The organism is Paenibacillus sp. 598K, from assembly GCF_003851045.1.
Lineage (GTDB): Bacteria > Bacillota > Bacilli > Paenibacillales > Paenibacillaceae > Paenibacillus_D.
Window position 1 is genome coordinate 1 of the sequence record NZ_BFBX01000116.1, and the last position, 23,990, is coordinate 23,990.

Annotated in this window: 16 protein-coding genes and 1 pseudogene; 9 read left to right on the forward strand and 8 right to left on the reverse strand. The window is 57.2% G+C overall.

Annotated features, from left to right (window positions below; genetic code table 11):
* Positions 1-192: 192 nt before the first annotated feature.
* A complete protein-coding gene (secA2, locus tag PA598K_RS27970) occupies positions 193-2,484 on the reverse strand; it encodes an accessory Sec system translocase SecA2 (protein ID WP_128660097.1) in 2,292 nt (763 codons plus the stop codon).
* A gap of 494 nt (positions 2,485-2,978) precedes the next feature.
* Positions 2,979-5,042: an alpha-glucuronidase family glycosyl hydrolase gene (locus PA598K_RS27975; RefSeq protein WP_128660098.1), complete on the reverse strand. Its 2,064-nt coding sequence runs from the start codon at positions 5,040-5,042 to the stop codon at positions 2,979-2,981.
* A 65-nt stretch (positions 5,043-5,107) separates the two neighbouring features.
* On the opposite strand from PA598K_RS27975, the gene PA598K_RS27980 reads away from it, so the two are divergent.
* Positions 5,108-5,899, forward strand: coding sequence for a helix-turn-helix transcriptional regulator (locus tag PA598K_RS27980; protein WP_128660099.1), 792 nt, complete (start codon positions 5,108-5,110; stop codon positions 5,897-5,899).
* A 76-nt stretch (positions 5,900-5,975) separates the two neighbouring features.
* Here the strand turns inward: PA598K_RS27980 and PA598K_RS27985 are convergent, their stop codons facing one another.
* Positions 5,976-6,791 (reverse strand): Nif3-like dinuclear metal center hexameric protein, encoded by an 816-nt coding sequence (locus PA598K_RS27985; protein WP_260405653.1) that lies wholly within the window; start codon positions 6,789-6,791, stop codon positions 5,976-5,978.
* A gap of 222 nt (positions 6,792-7,013) precedes the next feature.
* Between PA598K_RS27985 and PA598K_RS38315 the strand changes: the two are divergent.
* Positions 7,014-7,643, forward strand: a pseudogene (locus tag PA598K_RS38315) (cupin domain-containing protein); the annotation flags it as partial.
* 497 nt (positions 7,644-8,140) lie between these two features.
* Here PA598K_RS38315 and thrC read toward each other — a convergent pair.
* The 3 genes from thrC to PA598K_RS28005 all read right to left on the reverse strand — a co-directional run bounded on the left by thrC (position 8,141) and on the right by PA598K_RS28005 (position 12,490).
* Positions 8,141-9,541: a threonine synthase gene (thrC, locus tag PA598K_RS27995; RefSeq protein WP_128660101.1), complete on the reverse strand. Its 1,401-nt coding sequence runs from the start codon at positions 9,539-9,541 to the stop codon at positions 8,141-8,143.
* Between the two features lie 489 nt (positions 9,542-10,030).
* Entirely contained in the window at positions 10,031-11,047 is a 1,017-nt protein-coding gene (locus PA598K_RS28000; RefSeq protein WP_128660102.1) for a lipoate--protein ligase, read from the reverse strand.
* A gap of 153 nt (positions 11,048-11,200) precedes the next feature.
* On the reverse strand, positions 11,201-12,490 hold the full coding sequence (locus PA598K_RS28005) for an ATP-binding protein (RefSeq protein WP_128660103.1): 1,290 nt from the start codon (positions 12,488-12,490) through the stop codon (positions 11,201-11,203).
* A gap of 196 nt (positions 12,491-12,686) precedes the next feature.
* Here PA598K_RS28005 and PA598K_RS28010 point away from each other — a divergent pair, with 196 nt between their 5' ends.
* The 5 genes from PA598K_RS28010 to PA598K_RS28030 all read left to right on the forward strand — a co-directional run bounded on the left by PA598K_RS28010 (position 12,687) and on the right by PA598K_RS28030 (position 20,049).
* On the forward strand, positions 12,687-15,731 hold the full coding sequence (locus PA598K_RS28010) for a copper amine oxidase N-terminal domain-containing protein (protein ID WP_185602271.1): 3,045 nt from the start codon (positions 12,687-12,689) through the stop codon (positions 15,729-15,731).
* Between the two features lie 174 nt (positions 15,732-15,905).
* Positions 15,906-16,124 (forward strand): helix-turn-helix transcriptional regulator, encoded by a 219-nt coding sequence (locus PA598K_RS28015; protein ID WP_128660105.1) that lies wholly within the window; start codon positions 15,906-15,908, stop codon positions 16,122-16,124.
* Positions 16,117-16,866 (forward strand): DUF3169 family protein, encoded by a 750-nt coding sequence (locus PA598K_RS28020; RefSeq protein ID WP_128660106.1) that lies wholly within the window; start codon positions 16,117-16,119, stop codon positions 16,864-16,866. The genes PA598K_RS28015 and PA598K_RS28020 overlap by 8 nt, the downstream gene beginning before the upstream one ends.
* 78 nt (positions 16,867-16,944) lie before the next feature.
* Positions 16,945-19,077, forward strand: a complete 2,133-nt coding sequence (locus PA598K_RS28025) for a serine hydrolase (protein WP_128660107.1) — start codon at positions 16,945-16,947, stop codon at positions 19,075-19,077.
* A gap of 147 nt (positions 19,078-19,224) precedes the next feature.
* The gene (locus tag PA598K_RS28030; protein ID WP_128660108.1) at positions 19,225-20,049 is read left to right on the forward strand and encodes an alpha/beta fold hydrolase; all 825 of its coding nucleotides are present in this window, start codon (positions 19,225-19,227) and stop codon (positions 20,047-20,049) included.
* Positions 20,050-20,403: 354 nt separating this feature from the next.
* Here PA598K_RS28030 and PA598K_RS28035 read toward each other — a convergent pair whose 3' ends face one another.
* The gene (locus tag PA598K_RS28035; protein ID WP_128660109.1) at positions 20,404-20,811 is read right to left on the reverse strand and encodes a hypothetical protein; all 408 of its coding nucleotides are present in this window, start codon (positions 20,809-20,811) and stop codon (positions 20,404-20,406) included.
* Between the two features lie 231 nt (positions 20,812-21,042).
* On the opposite strand from PA598K_RS28035, the gene PA598K_RS28040 reads away from it, so the two are divergent.
* Positions 21,043-21,690 (forward strand): transcriptional regulator, encoded by a 648-nt coding sequence (locus tag PA598K_RS28040; RefSeq protein WP_128660110.1) that lies wholly within the window; start codon positions 21,043-21,045, stop codon positions 21,688-21,690.
* A 426-nt stretch (positions 21,691-22,116) separates the two neighbouring features.
* Positions 22,117-23,361, forward strand: a complete 1,245-nt coding sequence (gene pepT / locus PA598K_RS28045) for a peptidase T (protein ID WP_128660111.1) — start codon at positions 22,117-22,119, stop codon at positions 23,359-23,361.
* Between the two features lie 186 nt (positions 23,362-23,547).
* Here the strand turns inward: pepT and PA598K_RS28050 are convergent, their stop codons facing one another.
* Positions 23,548-23,910 carry a response regulator gene (locus PA598K_RS28050; RefSeq protein ID WP_128660112.1) on the reverse strand — a complete coding sequence of 121 codons (363 nt, stop codon included), beginning with the start codon at positions 23,908-23,910 and terminating at the stop codon, positions 23,548-23,550.
* Between the last annotated feature and the right edge of the window lie 80 nt (positions 23,911-23,990).

Below are 23,990 nucleotides of genomic sequence, written 5' to 3' on the forward strand. Positions count from 1 at the left end.
ACGAGATAGGAGTCCGTCTCGTGGGCTCGGAGATGTGTATAAGAGACAGTTATAATATAGTACTAATTATATTCCTTTTCGAGCGATTTGACAAATGAACATTTTTTGGATCTTGCCGATGAGTATCATTGTTAATGACCGTTTCAAAAAAAATCCGGTGAAGGCCGTTAACGGACCCTCACCGGATTCAATTTAAATCAGACTAACGCGGTTTTTAAAGAAATGATCATTAATTATATACGTCCAAGTAGCTGAAGGCACGCGCATTCCTTCGATATCCAAGTTCATCATGCCTTCAGGCAGATCCGTGTTTAGGAAAACGTTGACGACATCGCTCTCTATTTTATCGCCGATTTGCTCAAAAGCCTCAATAACCTGGCGATTAAACACATCCAATGGATTTTTATTGCTTATGCTTTCCAGATGAATACTTTCCCTAACAAAAGAAACATAGTCGAGATAATCTGCCCAGTTGTGGTCGAGCTGAACCAGGTATACATATTTTTCTTTTTCGTTTACTGTATCCATTCCGAATTCCTTGCATAGCTTCTGATATATATCAGGTTCTCTTTCTTTCAGTATGCCGGGAATGACTTGGTCCGTTAATACTTCATTCCGCTTGGCAAATAGCGCCTTGCGCTGTTGTTCAATGATATCGGAATATTTATTGAGCGTTTTCTTTATTTCGTAATTTTGCCCTTCAATGACAAGCTGGATATGTTGAATTATCTTTTGAATTCTGGTTCCTTCCAGGGGCCTGTCTTTCTGCCAGTTTTGATATTGCTCAGGAAGCACTTCCTGTAATCCAAAGGTGACCAATATATCATCCTCTAAACTGATAATGAATTTTGAAGCGCCTGGATCTCCCTGCCTCCCTGCTCTTCCTCTTAATTGATTATCCACCCGCATACTTTCATGTAAATGGGTACCTAGAACATATAATCCGCCTAAAGCCGCGACTTTGTAGTACTCCTCAGAGTTTCCTCCGCCTAGTAGAATATCTACCCCGCGTCCTGCCATATTCGTTGAGACTGTAACGGCTCCCATTTCACCGGCTTTGGCAATAATATCGGCTTCTTCCTGGTCATGCTGTGCATTCAGGACATGGCAATCAATCTCTATACGAGTCAACTGTTCGGCTAATTGATTCGACTCCTCTACACTTGCTGTTCCCACGAGAATGGGACGGCCTGTAAGATGAACAGATGAGATTTCGTTAAGGATCGCTTTCCATTTTGAACTCTTATCCGTATAAATAAGATGAGGATCGTCCATTCGTTGACATGTTTTATTGGGCGGAATTACAACTACCTCCAAGTTATACGTCTCTTTGAACTCATCCATTGAAGATTGGGCTGTGGCTGTCATCCCACATCTTTTGCGATACAAGCTCAGGAAATGCTGGAGAGTCATCGAACCCAAAATCTTACCTGAGGATTGAACCGCAAGCCCTTCTTTTGCTTCAACAGCTGCTTGCAAGCCATCCGGCCAATGTCTTTTATCGGCTAGCCGGCCTGTAAACTCATCGATGAGCTGTACTTTACCGTCACGAACAATATAGTGAACGTTTTTTTTGAGCAATGTTACCGCATGCAGCATGCAATTTAATTCCGTTAACCTATCATTGTTGTCTATATCATATAAATTTCCGCAACCAAGTATTTTTTCTGCTTTGTCTGCGCCTTGTTCTGTTAAGTATACATTTCGGTGGTTATCATCCGTATCAAAATCTTCACCGGGGGTGAGCTGTTTAACAATTTGAAGCATGTGACTGAAGTCCAGACTGGAGCTCCCCATATCCCCTGCTATAACAAGTGGTATTCTGGCTTCATCGATTAATATGGAATCTGCTTCATCCACTAATACAAAGTGAAAAGGGCGCTGCATCCGATGCTTCACCTCGTAAACCAGTGAATCCTTCAAGAAATCAAAGCACGCTTGTTTCGCAGTCACATAGGTAATATCAGCCGCATATGCCTCTCTTCGTTGTTCAAAGCCTTGCCCTTCATTGATACAGCCCACCGAGAGTCCCAGATAACGATAAATGGGGCTCATCCACTCCATATCTCGCCTGGCCAAATAATCGTTAAATGTAAAAATATGAGCGCCTTCGCCTGTTAATGCATTCAAATATGTGGGTAGAACTGCCGAAAGTGTCTTGCCCTCGCCGGTTTGCATCTCTACCACGTTGCCTTCATGCAGGGCCAGACCAGCCATTAATTGTGTATCATACAAGGTATATCCAATGGTTCTGTATGCCGCTTCATTCACGAGAGCAGCTGCATCTACAAGCAGATGATCAAGCGATACTCCCTGATGAACCTTCGTTTTCAGTTCCATTGAGGCGTCAAGGAGTTGAGCATGTGTCCGATTCCTTAACGAAATGGATTTTATTTGTCCCAGTTTTTCATGATAAGATTTCAGCTTCATCTTGTTCAATGTCATACTAAGCTTATTGTATATGCTGTTATTAGCAAGATTCATAATAACCTCCTTATTGAACCAAAGACGTTGAGTCCTTTAGATAAGGAGATCTGGTTCCTTAAAGATTTGAAGCTTGACTAATATTTGCTTACTCTCACAGCTCACTAATCCGAAACATTGCACAAAATGATTGGAAACTAACCGATGTATGACAACAACACTTCGTTGTACTTGTCTAATGTATACGTGTGTTTTATCTTCAAAAATAAAGATGCAAAGCGGGACCCGATCGTAGGCCGTAAATGCGATTAGAATCTTGACCAAGTAGGGATAAAGGTAAATATTCCACAAACTTTTTTCTCGATTCAACATAATACCTCCACAAAAAAATAAGCAAAGGTGCCCGGGCCTTAAGAAGAATGCGTTCATCGAGAGCCAAACAGTGGAGAGGAGCACCCTTTAGTTGAAGTTTACCACAACAAAAAGCGCCCGAGGGCGCTTTTTTCAATTGATAAGATTGGATCAATCCGGGCTCTAGGGCGTGTTTGCACACCCTAGTAAATCGTCCGCCCGCGCTCATCCGCGATCCCGGACTTGCGGAGGAAGTAGGTGTTGATCTGGTCCCGCCACTCGCAGGCATGCTTGGCTTGATGAGCCAACCGCTCGCGGATGCCGGCATGCAGCCCTGGCTCGATCCGTCCCTCCAGTGCATCCCACTGCGCCAGCAGACCGGCCGCACGCTCCGCGCCGTCGAAGTGGGTGTCGTAGATATGCTGGATGACGGTCTTGCCGGAATGCAGCACATGCGTATAGGGAACATGGTGGAAAAACAACAGCAGCTCATCCGGGCACTGCTCGACCGATTCGTAAATATCCGACCAAGGCTTGTGATACTGACCGCTATACCCGGTGCCGGTCGCCGTCGTGCGATCGACGCCGATGCCGTCGCGATCGGCGAAGTGATAGGTGCCCCACTTGTCATATTCGTAGCCGTCGACATTAGGGCCGTAATGGTGGTTCGGATTGACCATCCAGCCGACGCCAAGCGGCGCCGTATACGACTCGTAGATGTCCGGCGAGGCCATCAGCATGTCAGAGATGACCCGCTCCGTCTCGGCATCCGCGCCAAAGGTCATGCGGATCCAGTCCGAGGCGATCTGCTCTGCCGTCGTCTGCGGGTTCCAGGTCAGTCTGCCGTAGCCGTACAGATTGGCCTGGGCCAGGCCATGCCCCGTCCAGTTCGCATCGTTGCCGACATTGGTGACGGCGGCGATCCCGCCCAGCCGCTGGCCGAACAAGCGTCCGCTCGCCGACTCGGCGACGGTGGAGCCTTCGCCCCGAGCATGGGTGTCGAAGTCCAGGATCCGCTTCCACTGCGGCACCAGATAGAACAGATGGCGCTGCTGCCCCGTATACTCCTGGGCAATCTGCAGCTCCAGCAGATGCTGCGTCCGCTCCAGCCCGCCGAACAACGGCGATACCGGCTCCCTTACCTGGAAGTCCATCGGTCCGTTCTTGATCTGGAGCAGCACATTGTCCCGGAAGCGGCCGTCGAGCGGCATGAAATGATCATAGGCTGCGCGGGCCCGGTCGGTGCTGCGGTCGCGCCAGTCCTGCAGGCAGTTGTAGACAAAGCAGCGCCAGATCACCTGCCCGCCGTATGGAGCGATCGCATCGGCCAGCATGTTGGCGCCATCCGCATGGTCGCGACCATAGGTGAATGGACCCGGACGGAACTCGGAGTCCGCCTTGACGACGAAGCCGCCGAAGTCCGGGATATGACGATATACCGATTCGCATTGCTTGCTCCACCACGCCTGCACGCTCTCATCTAGCGGATCGGCGGTCGTCAGCTCGCCCAGCTCGACCGGAGCCGCATAGTTGACGCTGAGATAGAGCTGGATGCCATAGTCGCGGAACTGCGCCGCGATGTTCGCCACCTCGGGCAGGAAGCGCTCGCGGATCAGCTCCGTCTCGACCCGGTGCACATTGACATTATTGATCGTGGCCGCATTGATGCCGATCGAAGCGAGCAGCCTCGCATAATCCTTCAGCCGTCTGCTATCGACGCGGAACTCATGCTGGTCGAAGAACAAGCTGCGCCCCGCATATCCGCGCTCGACCGAGCCGTCCATATTGTCCCAATGGTTGATCATCCGCAGCTCGTTGCTCGGCTGCTCGACAAGCTCCAGCCCCTGCAGCTCGGCCCCGGTCTGCAGCAATCGCAGCAGATGAAAGGCGCCATAGAGGACGCCGCGCTCCCCTCCGCCGATGACGAGGATGACGCCATCCGCTTCGCGAAGCGAGTAGCCCTCCTCGCCAAGTGATGCGGGCAGTTCCTCTAGGCCACCCTCGATCATCGCAGCCTGCGTGCCGATGAGGATGCCACAAGGCGACTCGCCGACAGCGCTGCACTGGCCAAGCGCCGGCTCCTTGCCCAGCAATTGTCCTAATCCGAGGCGCAGCTCCTCGGCCGCCGACTCCATCAGCGGCGAGTCGCCTAGCATCGTCACGGCCGAGCCGTAGCGCGCGCAGCTGGTTCGGCTAGCCTTGTCTTCGATGAATCGGTAGTTCAGCCAGGCCAGATAGCCCGGTTTGTTATAGATCGTTGCGGTCATATGCGTCTCTTCCGCCTCTCGTCTGGTATAATATAATGGTTTGAACAATCTCTAGGAGGGATACGATGGACTTGTCCTGCTATGCAAGCTTGGACCCGGAGGTACTCCTGTTCGTTGATCGCCGCTGTTATCCCGACTGGGAGATTATCCGGCAACGGATCGGCTTCCACGACCTGACCTTCGTCGTCTCCGGAGCGGCCAACTACTATGTCGACCATACGCTGGTCACCGTCCGCGCAGGGGACCTGCTCTACATCCCTCCCGGTACGGTCCGCGAAGCCTCCACCTCCGCGGACAACCCGATGCACTCGTACGCCTTTAACTTCCACTTGCTCCCGGACGGCCTGCCCTCGCTGCCGCTGCCTACCGTGTCCAAGGGCTGTCAGACGCCGGAGATGCTGCGCTACCTCAAGGACTTCACCCAGGTCTGGATGACCAAGCAGCAGGGGTACGAGTTGCAAGCCAAAGGGTTGTTCCTGCTCATCCTGCACCGTCTGCTGCTGCAGGGCGCCCGACTCGGCCAAGCCGCACGCACCGATGAACGGATGGCGATGGCCCGTTCCTATATCAGCGACCATTACGCAGAGCCGCTGCGACTGGAGACAGTAGCCGAGCTGACTGGCCTGCATCCCGTCTACTTTAGCAAGCGCTTCAAGCAGGATACCGGCCTCACCTTCAAGCAGTTCGTCAACATGATCCGCATGAACCATGCCGAGATGATGCTGGCCGCCGGCGGGTTCCGCGTCTCCGAGGTCGCCGAGCGCTGCGGCTTCCAGGATATCAGCTACTTCAGCAACGTGTTCCGCACCCTCAAAGGCTATCCGCCCTCGGCGGCGCGACGAATCCCGCTCGACTAGCCGCTGCTTGAATGTCGCACGGGCCACCCCGGGCGCTGGCATGGAGCCGCCCTCCCCTGCACGCGGCACACACAGACTAGCCTCTGCCATCCGCCTGGCGGATCGCAAGCGGAGCGGGCCCAGCGATATAGCGCACAGGCACCTTAGGCGCCGCAGCCTGCAGCGCCTCCGCCAACAGTCGCATCCCCGGCTCCTCGCTGACGGCATGCCCTAGCAGGACGAGACCAAGCGGCCGACCTTGATAGGCGGCGTCGGCGATATAGTCGGGCAGCTCCCACTCCGGCCCCTCGCCCGCTATGATCGTGTCCACGCCGTACTCGGCGATCAGCGGCAGCGCCTGCGCCGCATTGCCGCGATAGCCCGCCAGCACGCCTAGCTTGCGGCAGCTCATTCCCGGCTCGCCGGCATATCGCACGAACGATGTGCCCAATCGCTGCGCCACCGCGCTCGCCAGCGTCTCCAGCGTCGTCTCCGGCACGGTGACGACCGCCGCCATCGGCGTGTAGGCCTCGATCTGCTGCTCCCAGCCGAGCGCTTGCACCAGCCCCTCCGTGATGCCATCCGGCTGACGCTGATGCCATTGATCGTGATTGCGCCAGATCGCCAGCCCGCGCTCCGCGATCCATTGACGTTTGGCATGATAGACGTCGTCCGTCTCCAGCCAGGCTGCTCCGGGATGATGACTATAGTAGGGTCCTTCATGAGCGATAATGAGGTTCGCTCCGGCGGCTTCGGCGGCCGCCAGCACCGACTGCGTGGCCGAGAATACGACAGCGACGCCCGTTACCTCCCGCCCCGGGTCGCCGCAGATCAAGCCATCCACGCCGTTCCCGCCCTTTTTGATTGACAACGCTTCCATCAATTGAATATAAGCTCCGATCGTTTGCTTCACAGTCTGCGCCCCTTTCGATGTCCGTCTATTCCGTCGGCGCTCTTCCATCTCGCCCACATTATATCCCGAGCGCGCCTCGCCCTCCAGAGAGAAAGGCAATATTATTTGTAAAAATTCAACCTCTTGCACACGCTCGCGCTCTAGACACCAACCCATAGGCCGTTGCATAGAGTACTACATACTGGTCTCAACATGAGGTCAACAAGAGGGGAAGGATAGCGCATGGCCGTGTCTTATATGGACTTCACGTCGCCTGACGTGCAGTTCACCTATGACCTGAATCAGAATGTCATCTTTCGCAAGGACCCCCGCAATTATATCGCCGAGCTTAGCATCCAGCAGCTCAACACGCTCGGCAATGTCTCCCTGCTCGATATTTTCCTGAGCAAGGACAATCTCGTCGAGCCGCATTACCATCAGAACGCCTCGGAGCTGGTCTACTGCATCGCCGGCGCTGCCGTCATCAACGTGCTCAACCCGTTTACGAAGCAACTGCTGCACTTCCCGATCAAGCCCGGCCAGGTCGCCAATGTGCCGCAAGGCTGGTGGCACTATGACGCGGCCACCGAGGACAATACGCATCTGCTCGCCATCTTCGACGCCCCGGTGCCCGATGTGATCCTCGGCTCGGACATCCTGCGCCTGACGCCGCCAGAGGTGCTGGCTCATTCGTATTGTCTCGATCGCGAGAAGATCGCGCAGGCGCTGGCGCCGCTCCAGCAGACTGTATTCATCGGCCCGCCCAAGGACTGTCATCACTCGCAGGTCCAAGGCACACCCGCCGCCAAGCCCACGATCAAGATCGGAGCTTCGCACAGCAGCCACATGTCGTCGGCACAGGGTGGTTACAGCCAGCCAGGCATGATGGCGCCGGGGATGCAGCACGGTCAACAAGCGGGCATGGTATCGCCATCGATGCAGCCCGGTCAGTATGCGGGAATGATGTCGGCACCAATGCAGTCAGGTCAGTACGGCGGCATGGTTGCGCCTGCGATGCAGCCCGGTCAGCAAGCCGGCATGATCCCGCCTGGCCATCAGCCAGGCATGACGCAGCCGGTTAGCAGTTATGGGTATGCCGACACGCGGACGCCCGCTCACGCGCAGTCTGCCTATGCGCCGCCAGCCGCCCAGTCAGGCGACTTCCCCCATGCCCACTATGGCTCGTATCCCGGACAGCATTACCCGGGCAACGCGCCGAAGCGCTGGCCTTTTATCTAGCGTTCTGCGATAGGACGCCATTTTCTAAACAAGCTAAAAGCGCCGCCTGCCTTCACGTTGGAAGGCGGGCAGCGCTTCATTGGCGTTTCATTAATAATCCGTCGGAACAGACGAGACCAGCGCTTATGCGATCAGGCGAAAAAACGCTCCAGCTCGCGAACGATCTCTTCCTTGTCCTGTTCCATGACGAGCTGATGCTGCTCCTTGTCGAACAGCGTCTGAATCTCGGCCGGCAGCTCCTGCTGGATGTCGACGAGTCGGATCGCTTCGTCGAACTTGGCCGGGTGAGCCGTGGCAAACGAGATCGCAACCCGCCCGTCGCCGCTCTCGGCGGCATAGCTCTCGGTTGCGGAGACGCCGCACGCGGTATGCGGGTCCAGCAGGTAAGCATGCGCCTCCTGGTAGCGGCTAATCGTGGACAAGCAGCTCGCATTATCGATGCCATACGCCGCGAAGTCACGCTGCACCTGCTCTAACAGTTCGCCGCCGAGCGCGATAACGCCATTTTCCTGGAAGCCCTTCATCGCCGCCGAGACAGCCTCCGCATCCTCGCCGAGCAAGTAGTACAGATAACGTTCGAAGTTGCTCGCCACCTGGATGTCCATCGACGGGCTATGCGTGCTCTTGAACTCGCCCGAACGATACTCGCCGGTGCGCACGAAGTTCTCGAGGATGTTGTTCTCGTTGGTCGCGATGATCAGCTTGCCGATCGGCAAGCCCATCCGCTTGGCCAGATAGCCGGAGAAAATATTGCCAAAGTTGCCGGAGGGCACGCAGATGTTGACCTCAGCGCCTTCGAGCTGGTCCTGCAGACGCAGGTAAGCGTAGAAGTAATAGACCGCCTGCGACAGGATGCGGACGAAGTTAATCGAATTGATCGCGCGCAGATGGTACTTGCTCTTGAACGGCAGATCGGCGAACAGCTCCTTGATGACGCGCTGGCAGTCGTCGAAGTTGCCCTTGACGGACAGATTGAGCACGTTGCGGTCGTCGACCGTCGTCATCTGGCGCTCCTGGACGATGCTCACCTTCTGATGCGGATGCAGGATGCAGATGCGGATCCCTTCCTTGCCCCGCACGCCTGCGATCGCTGCCGCTCCGGTGTCGCCGGACGTCGCGCCAAGGATATGGATCGTCTCGCCATGCTTCTGCGCCACGTAGGAATAGAGCTCGCCCATGAATTGCAGCGCCACGTCCTTGAAGGCGAAGGTCGGTCCGTGGAACAGCTCCAGCACGTACAGCTTGTCGTCCATCCGCTTCAACGGCGTCACCTCGGGATGCCGGAAACGGCCATAGGCGCGGGACGCCATCGCCTTCAGATCCTCCTGCGGGATCTCGTCGTTCGTATAATAGGCGAAAATCGCCAGGAACAGCTCCTCGTAGCTCAGCTTGCTCCACTGCTGCAGCGTAGCGGCATCGATCACCGGGATTTCCTCCGGGATCAGCAGCCCGCCGTCGTCGGCCAACCCCATCAGCAGCGCTTCGATGAAGCCTTTGCCGGATACTTGACCTCTAGTGCTTCTGTATTTCATCCTCATTCACTCCATACCCATAGTCATCGCATCCGCGCGGGATCGCGATCTGATACCTACGCTATATTCTACATGTAATCGCACGCTTCGCCAAGTCAAGATTGCCGCTGCAGCGGCCAGTTGGGCTATAATAAGCCAGGGAATCCAAGGTAAACGGCTTCTCGCTCTGCGATGAGCAAGACTGCGCCTTGTTTTGGTCCACGCAGGTCCTAAGTACATGCTTACAAAGCTAGTTTTGCTGCACAAAACTTTGAGGTGTGCGACGTGCTTCGTCGGAGATAAACAGCGAGTTGTAAAAAAACCGGCAAGCGACTGTTTCGCTTGCCGGCAGTGCTTGTCTGGTACCCCGTAACGTTTAGTCCGCCACCAGATCCTAACGCTCGCCACAGCGCTTATTCGGCCGAAAAAGCAAGATTTTGCAAGCTAACGCTCGCCAGAGAGCGGTATTAGTTACGCGCTCCTAAGTCATGCGGCACGAGTTATGCCGTATTAGGAGGACATGTCATCCCTCAGCAGCAGCAAGCCGAGGAACTGCTCCAGCGTAATCGCGCCGAAATACCGGCTCAGCTCGACACCCTCGAGCCGCTCGCGCAAGGCGCCCTCCTCGTAGCGGACGCCCTGCAGACGCTCCTCCAGCTCGGCGACGTCATGAGCCCCGAAGTAGTCCCCGAACAGCCGGATCTCCGCCAACCGCCCATCCTCGACCTGCATCCGCACATCGATGATGCCGGAAGGGAACTTGATCGCATGGGCGATGTTGCTCTTGGGCGACCGCCCGTAATTCCAGTCCCAGCTCCGATAGCGCTGATCCGCAAGCTCATGCACCTCGGCCCATTGCGACTCGCTCAACGTATAGACGGGCACCTGCTCCGGCTCGCACTGGAACAGCTCGGCGAGCAGCCGCCGCTTGAACGCCTCGATCGACATCGGCTCCGGCAGGAACTCGCTAATGTTGGCCACCCGCGAGCGGATCGACTTCGTACCCTTGGACTCGATCTTCATCGGCTTCACCTTAAGCGCCGAGACGATCTGCTCCATGTCCGAGTCGAACAGCAGCGTGCCGTGGGTATACATCCTGCCCTTGGAGACGTATTGGGCGTTGCCCGATATTTTGCGCTCGCCGACCTGGATGTCGTTGCGCCCGGTCATCGCCGCCTCTACGCCCAGCTTGCCCAGCGCCTCGATGACCGGCTGCACGAACTTTACGAAGTTGTGGAACGACTTGCCGTCATCGGCCGTCAGGATGCTGTAGTTGAGGTTCCCGAGGTCGTGATAGACCGCCCCGCCGCCCGAGAGCCGACGCACGACATGGATGCCCTTGGCCTCGACATGCTCGGCGTGGATCTCTTCGATCGTGTTCTGGTTGCGGCCGATGATGATCGACGGCTCATTAATATAGAAGAGCAAATAACCGCCCTCATCCATCGGCAGATGGCGCAGCGCGTATTCCTCCAGCGCCAGATTGACTGCCGGATCGTGACAGCCCCCATTATCGATAAATCGCATCGTCCCAGCCTCCCGCTATGGATTCACTAATCTCCATTATACCCGTCCGCATCCAGCGAAGCCAGCAGCCCGCCGCAAGCGCCGAGTGGCAGTCCGCCGAACAAAGCAGCGGCTAGAGGCCGGGAGGCAAGAGCGATATGCTCCCGCCCGAGCTTACAGAAAGCCGACGGTCCCGCCGCGACTCATCCACTCGTGCCGGCGGCCCTTCTCCAGCTCGCCGCGCATCCCGCGCACAAGCTGCTCCACATCGACATCGCCGCGCTCATGCCACTCCAGCGCCGCCGAGACATACAGCTCGCCGAGCTGGGTGAGGGAGAAGCCGTCGGTCATCGCCGCAGCCGCCTCGTTGCCAGCCTCGCCGACGAACGTCTCGAAGCTGCGCAGCTGCAAATACTTCAGCCGCAATGCCTCGCTAGGCATCTTGACCTCATACGACCGGTCGAAGCGTCCGGCCCGGTTCATCAGTCCGGGATCGATCTTCTCCGGATAGTTGGTCGTGCCGATCAGGAAGATGCCCTCCTTGGACGTCGCGCCATCGAGCGTATTCAGGAACACGGACCGGACATCCTGCGGCATCGAATCGATGTCCTCGATGACGAGCACCATCGGCGTCAGCCGCGACGCCGCCTCGAACACCTCGCCGATCGATTCGCTCGTCGTGAACTCGGTGATCTGCCAGTAGGCGACCGGCCCGGGCACGCTGCCGGCGATCGCCTTTACCAGCGTCGTCTTGCCGTTGCCGGGATGGCCGTAGAGCAGGATGCCCCGCTTGTACGGGATATCGTAACGTTCGTAAAAGGAACGGTCGCCAGCAAAAAACTGATCCAGCGAACGGAAAATCTCCTTCTTGATCGATTCGTCCATGACGACATCGTCGCGCCCGACGCGTCTGCCGATCGGCTCGTCCTCCCTGCGAACGCCCTCCCGCATATCCGTAAATACGGTCACTCGGTTAATCTGCTGCTGCCGCTCCCGCTGACGGACATTGCCCAGGAAATGTCGAAGCGCGTCATCGTCGACAGCGAATACATAATCCTGGTAAGACAGGCCATGCGGCATAAACACCGGACTGCGGGCCAGCGCCACGCCCATCTCCGGATAGGCGAACACATTGTTCAAGATAGACAAATGCACGTGATAGTCTGGCTCTTTTTTGTCGTCGTTGTAGGCGAAGGTCCGCTCCTCCAGCCGATCGAAGATCCGCGCCACATGCTCGACTTCCTTGCAGCCGCTCTTGATATCTTCCTCCAGCAGCTTCCAATACTGCGTGTTGGGGTCATCGCTCGCATACAGCTCGTAGGCTACCCCGTACTGCTGACGCAGCGCCTCGCGGACGCCGTCGATGATGCGCGCGTATTCCCCGTATCGGCTGATCTCCGCTTCCGTCTGACGAGCGTAAGTATAGATACTGCCGATCTTCTCCTTGTTCATCTTCAAATCCATCTTCTCCTCCTTGCATGTAAAGCCCCGAACCGTTACAACCGTAGTCGAGCTATCATAAAGAACATGGCTGGAATTGTCAATGGTTTGATTCGCCAATATTTTTTTGAACAGACGCAAATTCTAGAAACTTTTGACACACATCCAGCGTCAAAGTAGTATTCAAAGAAAACATATCTTGTATAGGGAGGCAACACGCGTGAAAAAGCTGGTGTCCGCATGTCTGGCAATCACACTATTCTTCTCACTGGCACTGCACTCAGGCGTCCAGGCAGCAAACGAAACAACCATCTATATTAATGGGAGCCGGCTCATCACCGACCAGCCGCCGATTACAACCGGCGGTCGCATCATGCTGCCGCTGCGCGCGATCTTCGAAGCGCTCCAGGCGGATGTCGACTACGATGCGCCGACCAAGACGATTACAGCCGTCAAGAGCGGCACGACCGTCATCCTCCGTCTGGGCTCGCGCACCGCGTCCGTCAACGGACAAAGCGTGACGCTCGACGTCCCTGCCCAGGTCATCCGGGGCCGTACGCTCGTCCCTGTCCGCTTCGTCAGCGAATCAATCGGCGCCCAGGTCGACTGGCAGTCCAATCAGGTGTTCATCACAACCACCGAGGCTTCGCAGCCGGTGAGCGCTGTGACGAATCTGTATGCTAGTGTAAATGGCAGCCAAGGAGACGGTCGCGACGTGTCCGTCAACTTCCGCGCCTCTTCCGGCGAATCGGCTGTCAGCCACTATCGCGTGTTTGCCGTCAAGGCTGGCAAATCGCAAAGCTTCAATCAATCCGCTGCGCTCAGCGTCTCTTCGCGCAACTACACGACGGTGCTGCCTACCGGTCGCGACGTCAATCTGTCGCTCGCGTCGCAGACGCGCGACACCGACGGCGAGACACTGCGCGGCGGTCAGTCGTACGTACTGTACGTGCTTACTGTCGGCAACAGCAATAATCAATTCGCGCTTTCGAATGCCTCGGCTTCCTTTACGCTGACAGCCAGCAATGTGCTGCCTAGCGTGACTGGCGTCAAGGCAACCGACGTCGGCGATCTGAACGACGGTCGCGATCTGCGCGTCGCCTTTAACAAGCTCGCGGACGAATCCCGGCTCAATCAATACCGGATCTTCGTCGTCAAATCGGGCAATGCTTCGAGCTTTAATCTGCAAAAGGCGCTATCCGTATCCTCAGGCAACTATACCGTCGTCTATCGCACTGGCAACAATCTGAGCCAGACGCTCGATTCGACGGCCCGCGACGTTGACGGCGCCCTGATCCGCAACGGCACAAGCTATCGGGTGTTCGTCGCTGCGATCGGTCATACGGCCAACTCGCTCTCTGCGGCGTCCGATATCGTGACGCTCTCGCAAAACCTGTCGCTCGGCTACGCGACCAGCGTCGCCGTGCTCGACGTCAGCGACTACGGCGACGGCCGCGATCTACGCGTCCTCTTCAACCGTGCTACAGACGAGAGCAACCTTAGCCAATACCGGATTATGATCGTCAAGACGAACAAAGCGGACGCCTTCAACCTGGCTTCGGCCAACAGCGTCGCAAGCCGCAACTATACCAGCGTCAGCAAGACTGGCAGCAATATTAGCCAGACGCTCGCTTCCGGCGCTCGCGACACCGATGGCGATACGATCCGCAGCGGCGTATCCTATCGCGCCTTCGTCCTCTCTGTAGGCTCAGGCAGCTTCAACGGCAGCAACGTGCTCTCCGCAGGCTCGAATGCCCTGACGCTGACCAGCAACTACGGCACGCAGCCGGCCTACAATGTCGGCGTTGCCGACATGAGCGATTATAATGACGGTCGCGATCTGTTCGTCAGCTTCAATCGCCCGGCCGACGAGAGCGCGGTTTCGCAATATCGCATTCTCGTGGTCAGAGCGGCCAATGCCAACTCGTTTACGCTGGCTAATGCCAATAATGTATCGAGCAGCAATTATACTGTAGTGAACAAGACAGGCAACAATATCTCGATGACGCTGCCTTCCGGCGCCCGCGACGTCAATGGCTCCGCGATCCGCAACGGCACTAGCTACCGGGTGTTCATCCTGTCGGTCAGCCAGAGCAACTCGGGCAACAGCAATGCACTGTCCGCGCCGTCCGCTCAGATTACGCTGGCTAACAACTACAGCGTACCGGCAGCGACCAACATCGCCGCCTCCGACGTCAGCGACTTCGGCGACGGCCGCGATCTGCTCGTCTCCTTTACACGGGCGACAGACGAGTCGCAGATCGGCCAATACCGTGTCTTTGTCGTCAAAAACGCAAGCGTCGGCAACTTCACGCCCGCCGCTGCAAACAGCGTCGCCAGCAGCAACTACACCGTCATCAACAAGACGGGCAGCAACATCAGCCAGACGCTGGCCGCCAGCGCCCGCGATACCGACGGCACGCCGGTGCAAAACGGCCTCGACTACCGGATTTTCGTCCTGTCGGTCGGAACCGGAGCCAGCAATGGCTTGAACACCCTGTCCTCCGCGTCGTCGGTCGTTCAGCTTGGCAACAGCTCGGCACAGCCGGTGTCCGCCCTGTCCATCGCCGACGTGAGCGACTTCGGCGACGGCCGCGACTTGCAGGTTGCCTTCAACCGCGCTGCCGACGAGTCGCGTGTTAGAGAATACCGCGTGATGGTCGTCAAATCGACCTCCGCTTCGTCCTTCACACTGGCGTCAGCCAACAATGTCGCCTCGTCCAACTATACCGTCATCAGCAAGACGGGCAACAATATCGTCCAAACCTTGGCCTCCGGTACACGTGACACGGACGGCGCGCCGCTCCAAAACGGCGTGGCCTACCGCGTGTTCGTCCTGTCGGTCGGCACAGGCTCGCTGACCAATGCAATCTCGTCTCCGTCCAGCGATCTGACGCTCAGCTCGCCGGTGACGCCAGTCACTGGCGTCAGCGCCAATGTCGTACAGAACGCAGACAAAACCGAGCTGCGCGTCAGCTTCACGCCGCCAGCCAACGATCTGGGCATCTCCTACTATGCCGTCATCGTCGTACCGTCCGGCACGGGCTTTGATCCGGCATCTGCCAGTGCAGCCGTCAGCGCCAACCGGTTCATCCAGGTGTCCAAGGGCCAGACCTCGACCGTCCTGTTCGCCGGCGATACCGATAGCAGAGGCAATGCCTTGACTACAGGCGGCGTCTACCGCGTCTACGTGTTGTCCGTACCGCAAGGCGGCGCTCCAAGCGCCGGCACATTGTCTGATCCTTCGGGCGATGTTACGTTCTAACTGACCGCTTTGTCGTTCACAAGCCCTTCATCCCTTTCGGATGAAGGGTCTTTTTTGTTACCTAGACCATGTACGAGGCCTCAGGATGGATGTATAGAATATTATTCATTTTGTAAATAATCCTTTACTATTTGTATATTATAATATACAATCTAATCAAACGGAGGTGAGAAGGTGAGCGAGCTAACGAACCGCGTCCGCGAATATCGGGCGCGCGACCGCATCTCCCAGAGCGACCTGGCAGCACGAATCGGCGCTTCCCGCCAGACGATCGCGCTGATCGAGCGAGGCGATTACTCGCCTTCTGTCGTGCTTGCGCTCAAGATTGCGGCAGTGTTTCAAGTGAAGGTGGAAGAGATTTTTGCTTTGCAAGGAGGGCATTCGGATGAGTAAGAAGATTAAGAAGAGCATGCATCTGCTCATTTACTTGGGGTTGGGAGCTGTCTTCGGCTTTATGATCACCAGCCGCGTAGTGACAGAGAGTGTGTCGTCGCTGCGGTTCGAGCCGACGCTGTATTATACGTACGATCTGGCCTTTGGTCTGGCGGCGCTGCTCGCAGTCGGCCTCGCGATCTGGACGATCGTCGGCATCGTCCGCCTGCCGGCGCAACCGCTCGGAGATGAAGCATCGGAGGAGGAGGCCAACCGACAGGAGTATCTGCTCAGCAAGCTGATGCTCTCGAGTCTGTATTGCGTGATCGTCTCGCTGACTTGGCTGTTCACCGCATTGGCTTATGCTTCTTCCTCGGCAGCCGTTGCCGAAGATAGCAGCTTCATTGTGATCAACTTGATCAGCAGCGTCATCGCTACGTTTGGCAGCACATTCCTCCAGATTCGCACCGTGCAGGTGTACAACCGTTATTTCCCGGCGCGCACGCTTGATTTATTAGGCAAGAATGGAGCCAAAGAGTTTTTTGACAAGCTCGACGAGGCCGAGCGTTATATCGTCTATCGCTCCGCATTCAGCGCCTACAAAGCGGTTAACGTCTCGTTGATCATCGGTATGTTCGGCTTCGTCCTCTATTCGATCCTGGTATCCTTTAACCCGATGCCGATCCTCGCGCTCGGCGTCATCTGGATTATCCAGCAGACAGCGTATTATTGGGAAGCCTCGAAATACTATCGCCACAAGTAGCTTATCTGCGGCGCTCCCCATGGACGCCGTATTGTCCCAGATGCGCTACGACCCATCTTACGAAATGGAGGTACAACCATGAATCCAGTACCCGCAAGGAAAGCTCCAGGCAACTTTGCCAAAACCGCAGCTGCCGCCCTGTTGTCGCTTAGCCTGATCCTCCCACCGATCCAGGCTGCGGCTGCCGAGCCGGCCGCTGCGCCGTCTGCGGCAAAGACGCTGAATGCAGATAACGCCAAGGCGTTCCTCGACGATTTTTTCGCCGCCGAGCAAACCAAGGCCCACTACACCGGCGCTGCCGTCGTTATCGTCAAGGACGGCGAAGTAGTCGCCCAGGAAGGCTACGGCTACGCCGACAAGGAGAACAAAAAAGCCGTCGATCCCGAGAATACGGTGTTCCGCATCGCTTCCGTCTCCAAATCGTTCACCGCGGTGGCGGCCATGCAGCTAGTCGAACAAGGCAAGCTGGACCTGAAGGCGGATTTCCTGACCTATACGCCTGGCCTGACGCTCGATAACCCGTTCGACCAACCGGTCACCGTCGAGCAGTTGCTGCTGCATACGACCGGCTTTGAGATCCGCGATCCCAATCTTGACGATCTGCACGAGGATCTCGGCAAAAAGGTCGAGATCGAGGACTATGTGAAGACGCATATGCCGCCAGTCGCTCGCAAGCCCGGCAGCTCCTATATGTACGATAACTTCGCCTCCCTGCTGCTCGGGCTGGTCGTCGAGAAGGCGAGCGGCGAGCCCTTCGAGGATTATATGGAGACGCATCTATTCGAGCCGCTCGGCATGAAGGATAGCGGTTACCTGCCGGAGGGAGCGCTCAAGGACAAGCTTGCTGTCGGGTACGGACCTGGCGGGCAAGCGGTGCCGCCTTATGCCGTCACCCCTACGATCATGCCGCACGGCGGCATGATGTCTACGCCGGCAGATATCGGCAAGTTCATGATCGCCTTCCTCAGCGGCGGAGACACGGGCAAGGGCCGCATCCTGAACGAGCAATCGGTGGCGCTGATGGAGCCTTACCGCTCCGAGATTCACCCGCTTCTGCCGAACACTACCTACGGCTTCGAAGCGCCGATGCAGCTGCCCGGCGCAGGCAGCAACCCGGCGATTATTACCAAGGCCGGCGACATTACCGGATACAGCTCTCTTCTGTTCATGATCCCTGAGGAGGATACCGGCGTCTTCATCACTTATAATCAACTCGGCGCGCTGCGTCAGCTGTTCTACCCGCAGTTCATCGCGACGTTCTTCCCGCAATATGCGGCTCCTGCGGAGCTGCCGGACGATGCTCCGGCCACGCCAGATGACCTGGCCCGATATGACGGCTACTACGCCGACCTGCGACAAGGGATATTCATCACCCGACTCCAATCCGGCGAGAGCGCCGGAGCGCTCCAGTGGAGCAGCTCCTTGCTCGGCGAAGGGCAGTTCAAGCCCGTCGGCGACAACCTGTTCGTCGATGAAGAGACAGGACTGTTCGCCGCCTTCCAGCTCGACGAGCAAGGGCAGGTCGCTTACATGAAGGAGCCTTATATCAATCCTTACAGCTATACACAAAAAGGGGCTGAAGCAGCCGGATTCGAAGATTTGGATGCCGACCATCCTTACGCTTATGCGGTATTGCCGTTACAATCGCTAGGATACTACCCCAATGATGGCGAAGGCCGCTTCCTGCCGGATCAAGCCGTTACGCGGGCAGCGTATGTCCAGCGGCTGCTAACGATCAGCGGCCTCGACGGCAGTCCGACGGAGGCATACGCCTTCACCGATATTTCTGGCCACCCTGCTGCGGCTTACATCCAGCAAGCATATGAGCTGGGCATGGTGTCGGGCGACGGCCAAGGCAGCTTCGCTCCCGAACGCGCCATTACCCGTCAGGAAGCGGCCGTCATGTTCTGGCGTCTGATGGTGCTGCAATATCCTGCCGAGCTGTTCGACGATGTGCCGTTGACCGGAGCCACTGCTCCATGGGCGGTCCAGGCCGTACAAATGATGGTCCAGCTCGGACTGCATGGACCGGAGGTCACGTTCGCCGAGGACGGCGCAGCCGACTACCGCTCCCTCGAGCCGCTGACGCGAGCCCAGGAAGCCGCCTTCCTCTACGGCATATTCACCCAGCCGACCGACATCATCGTCGCCGAGCTGACAGCTGCGAAAGCGGAGTCGGATGCGGGCGAGAAGACGGATGACGCGGCCTGATATGAGGACTGTCAGCCTTCATTGCCGCTTGTTGGCGATGAAGGCTTTTTTTATACAGGACAACGTCCCGCGCCGACCGCTCCAGGTTAGCTCCAGGGTGGATGGGGTAAGTATACGTAACCCTAATGGCAAAGGAGACTGATACACATGGCACACTATATCGAAGTGGAACCCTATGTCAACCTGTATGTTGAAGATATCGGCTCCGGTCCTGTTGTCTTGTTCCTGCATGGCTGGCCGCTAAATCACAGCATGTTTGAATACCAGATGAACTCGCTCTCCAGAGCCGGTTATCGGTGCATCGGCATCGATATGCGAGGCTTCGGCCGCTCCGACGCGCCGGCGTCTGGCTATAGCTATAACCGTCTCGCCGACGATGTGCGCGCCGTCATCGATCATCTGCAGCTGCAAAATGTTGCGCTGGTCGGATTCTCGGTAGGCGGCGCCATCGCCGTCCGTTATATGGCCAGACACGCCCAGCATGCGGTGACGCAGCTTGCCCTGCTTGGCGCAGCCGCACCATGCTTTACGCAACGTCCAGACTACCCGCACGGCATGACCCGAGCGGAAGTCGATGCGCAGATTACAGCCGTCCAAGACGATCGGCCGCAGATGCTGCGAGACTTCGGCGAGCTCTTCCTCGCCCAAGGGGAGGGGGCGCGTCAGGTAAGTCCTGCGTTCACCGACTGGCTGCACCAGCTCGGCCTCGAGGCTACTCCCTGGGGGACGATCGGCGTCGCCGAGACGCTGCGCGACGAGGAGCTGTTCGGCGACTTGGCCGCGATTACCGTGCCGACGACGATCTTCCAGGGCAAGCGCGACCAGATCTGTCCGCCAGCCTTCGCCGAGCGTCTGCGCGAGGGCATCGACAGCGCGACCACCGTAACCTTCGAGCATAGCGGACACGGCATGCTGTTCGATGAGCCCGAGGCCTTCGACGAAGCGCTGATGGCCTTCCTGCAGCATGAGTAGCGGCGCATAGGCAGTGGAGAACCGCGATGTGCCAGCCGAGCCCGGAGGGAGCGGCCCCGCTTGGCGGCCAGGCGCTGAGGCGCGAGCGCCTTCTTAGGCGGGCCGCACCGCGCATTGGACGGCAACGCTTTACCAGCATGCCGGTCTCGCTCTTGCACCTTGGACGCTCTGCACACAACAGCCCGTCGCCACACTCCTGGTACGGGCTGTTTTTTGCGCGCCCTCCAATACCGCGCCTTCCTCTTGCTCCCGGGCCCGCCCGCAAGCATGTGTAGGCTCGCATGCAAAAAAAGCCGCTGCGCTCACAGCGCATACGGCTTCACACCAGCATCGATTAATTCTGCCCCACCACTTTTATTCCTGTTCCATAACTTTGATCGAGAGCAAGGTCCGCAATATCGCAATTTCGTCGAGCGGCTCCTCCGTATATTCAAAGACGACCCGGTCGTCTTCCTCCAGCTTCTCCACTGTCTCTCTCAGATCGTCACCTAGTTGGAACGCGTACGCTTCGCCCTTCACGATGACCTCAATCGTATGTGGATCGGCCATGCCGACATAACGGCCTGTCCCTGTCAACGTCTCTTCTTCCTCCAGACCGTCCAGCACAAACGCCTGCCAGATCGACTGATATGCTGTCCAACTATAAGTATATCCGATCATTGCTGCTGCGGAGGTGCCGGTGCCGGCTCCGATGAAGAGGCCGGCTGCCAGCAACATCGCCATTACGCCTCGTCCAAGCTTGCTTGTCCATCGTCTCACCATCGTCATCACTCCTTCAGTTGTAGTCTATTCTATGTCCCGATGATAGATAGTATTACCCGTTTGAAGGGGAATATAAGCAATTTCGCCCTTCCCGGCAGAGACGGGGTGCGTTATAATAACCACAGATCGGTCGTGAAGCACACGCCGCTCCCTTATTCGATTGTCGCTTTTGAAGCGATTCGTCGAAGGGAGCGGCTTTTTTCGTTTATTCTCAGAAGGAGGTACGACACGATGAGCAGCTTTCAGCAGAGGTATGAGGAATGGATACACCAGCAGTTGAAGGAGGAGCGCAACCCCCGGCGCAGAGAAATACTGGCGCGTGGATTGGGACACGGGACCGTCGAGTATTTGCGGAGTATCTGGCTGCCCGCTGCGGGCAGCTTTGAGCACTTGTATGCCGAGTGGGAGGTGCGGGACTTTGCCGGCGGCTACCGGTATCTTGATCTAGCCTATAGACCCGGCGGGGCGAAGGGAGGTATCGAGATCCAAGGCTTCGGCTCGCACGCGCGCGATCTGGATGTCCGGCGATTCAAGGATTTATGCCGCCGACACTCGTTGTTGTCGCTGGACGGCTGGACATTTTTGTCGGTAGCTTACCCTTCGATCAAGGACGAGCCTCACTTCTGCAAACAGATGGTGTTAGCGTTTATCGGCCGCTTCGTCACCGAACGTGTCGAGGACGAGCTGTCGTGGGTCGAAGCGGAGGTGCTGCGTTATGGCCGACGCGTGCTGCGGCCCTTCACCCCGCTCGAGACGGCTCGCCATCTCCGCGTATCCGTCCAGCATGCGCGCCGCATCCTGCACCAACTGGTCGATCGTCATCTGCTTGAAGTGACGAGCGGTCAGCAACGCATGCGTTCCTATCGCTTGACCGAATGATGCACTCCTGTCGGCCGCATGGTCAAACGCAGCAGTCCTAGGAACATACATAACCTTATTTCGACGAATACCGATCCTTTGGGCGGTCTTGAGAACATACATCGTCTTATTTCCGCCAAATCGAGAAAAAAAGGGCATTTTCGAACAAATAAGGATACTCATGTTCCTTACATTCAAGAAATCGCCGATTTCCACGAAATAACGATGTGTATGTTCCTCGGGGCATAAAAATGAACTAAGCGTACGCTTCCGCACCAGAAGAATGGCTACTGCAATGCCTGATAGTGCCCGAAAGAAAATGAAAAACAGGAAAACCTCGGCGTCATCGCGAATGAAGCACAAGAGCGACAGGCAGCCTAATCCTAGGTGCCTGATTACCCCAGGGTGTGTCTGACATGCCCTAGCCCGAAGGAGAGGAAAGAACTCATGAAACAGGAAATCATCGACCGCTTCGTCCGGTACGTCCGTGTCGATACGCAATCTCGCGACGATCGCGAGACCTGCCCAACCACGCCGGGCCAGCTCGAGCTGGGACGGATACTCGTCAGCGAGCTGCAGGACATCGGCATGACGGAGGTGACGATAGACGAGCATGGTTACGTCATGGCGACGCTGCCTGCCAACACCGAGCGCGAGGTGCCGGTCATCGGCTTCCTCGCCCATCTCGATACCGCCACCGAGATGACCGGCGCAGGCGTCAATCCGCAGCTTGTCGAATCGTATGACGGCGACAATATCGTGCTTCATCAGGAGCAAGGCATCGTCCTCTCGCCAGCCGAGTTCCCCGAGCTGGCAGGCTATCGGGGGCATACGCTGATCACGACCGACGGCACGACGCTGCTGGGCGCGGACAACAAGGCCGGGATCGCCGAGATCATGACCGCCATGGCTTATCTGATCCAGCATCCGGAGATCAAGCACGGCCGGGTGCGCGTCGCTTTTACGCCGGATGAGGAGATCGGCCGGGGGCCGCATCGGTTCGATGTGGCTTCCTTCGGAGCAGCCTTCGCCTACACGGTGGATGGCGGCCCGCTCGGCGAGCTGGAGTACGAGAGCTTCAACGCCGCCCTCGCGACGCTCCGCTTCCGTGGCAAAAACGTGCATCCCGGCACAGCCAAAGGCAAAATGATCCATGCCGGCAAGCTCGCGATGGCGCTCCATCGTCAGCTGCCCGAATCCGAAGCGCCGGAGCACACGGAAGGCTATGAAGGCTTCTATCACTTGGTCGCGATGGAGGCCTCTGTCGAGGAAGCGCACTCGCGCTATCTGATCCGCGACTTCGACAAGGCAGGCTTCGAGGCGCGCAAGGCGCATTTGCAGGAGGCTGTGCGTCAGCTGCAGCAGCAGTACGGCGAGGAACGGATCTCGATCGAGATCCGCGATCAGTATTACAACATGCGGGATCGGATCGAGCCGGTCCGCGATATCGTCGAGGTCGCCAGAGAGACCATGCTGGCGCTTGGTATCGAGCCGGTCATCAAGCCGATCCGCGGCGGCACCGACGGCTCGCAGCTCTCTTACATGGGCTTGCCGACGCCGAATCTCTTTACTGGGGGAGAGAATTATCACGGCCGCTACGAATACGTCTCCGTCGATGTCATGCTCCGCGCCGTCGATGTCATCGTCGGCATTATCAGCCGCTGCGAGCAGCAGGCCGAGCGTTTCAACTGAGGGCAACGCGCACCTCTCTATGACCCATATATGCCACCACCCGACGGCGTCCCGATGGGACGCCAGTTAGGCGGTGAAACGGCATCAAACAAAAACTGCGGCTCCCTGTGCGGAGACGCAGCAATCGTGAACAATTGTATTCTCAGACCAGAGCCTGGTCCGAGCTTGGACTTGAAAATGGTACGCTCAATTGTAAATAACCTTATCGATTGCCTCCAGGATGCGTTCTGCCCGGAACGGCTTCAGGATAAAGTCTTTGGCTCCGGCTTGCACGGCCTCGATAATCCGTGGCTGAAGTCCCATCGCCGAGCACATGACCACCTTGGCCGCAGGATGCCGACAGACGATCGCCTTCAACGCGTCCACGCCGTCCATATAAGGCATCGTGATGTCCATCGTCACCAGATCAGGCTTATACGTGTGATAACCGCGCACCGCTTCCTCGCCGTTAGTCGCTTCGAATACGACCTGGTGTCCCGCCCTCTCCAGGATTTCTCTGAGCATGCCTCGTATAAATGCCGTGTCGTCGACGATCATGATGGCTGCCATGTATGTCCGCCTCCTTAGTTAGGCTTAGCATAGCACAGCGATCTGTACAATCTCTGAACAGCGGAGCGGCTTTTCTTCTG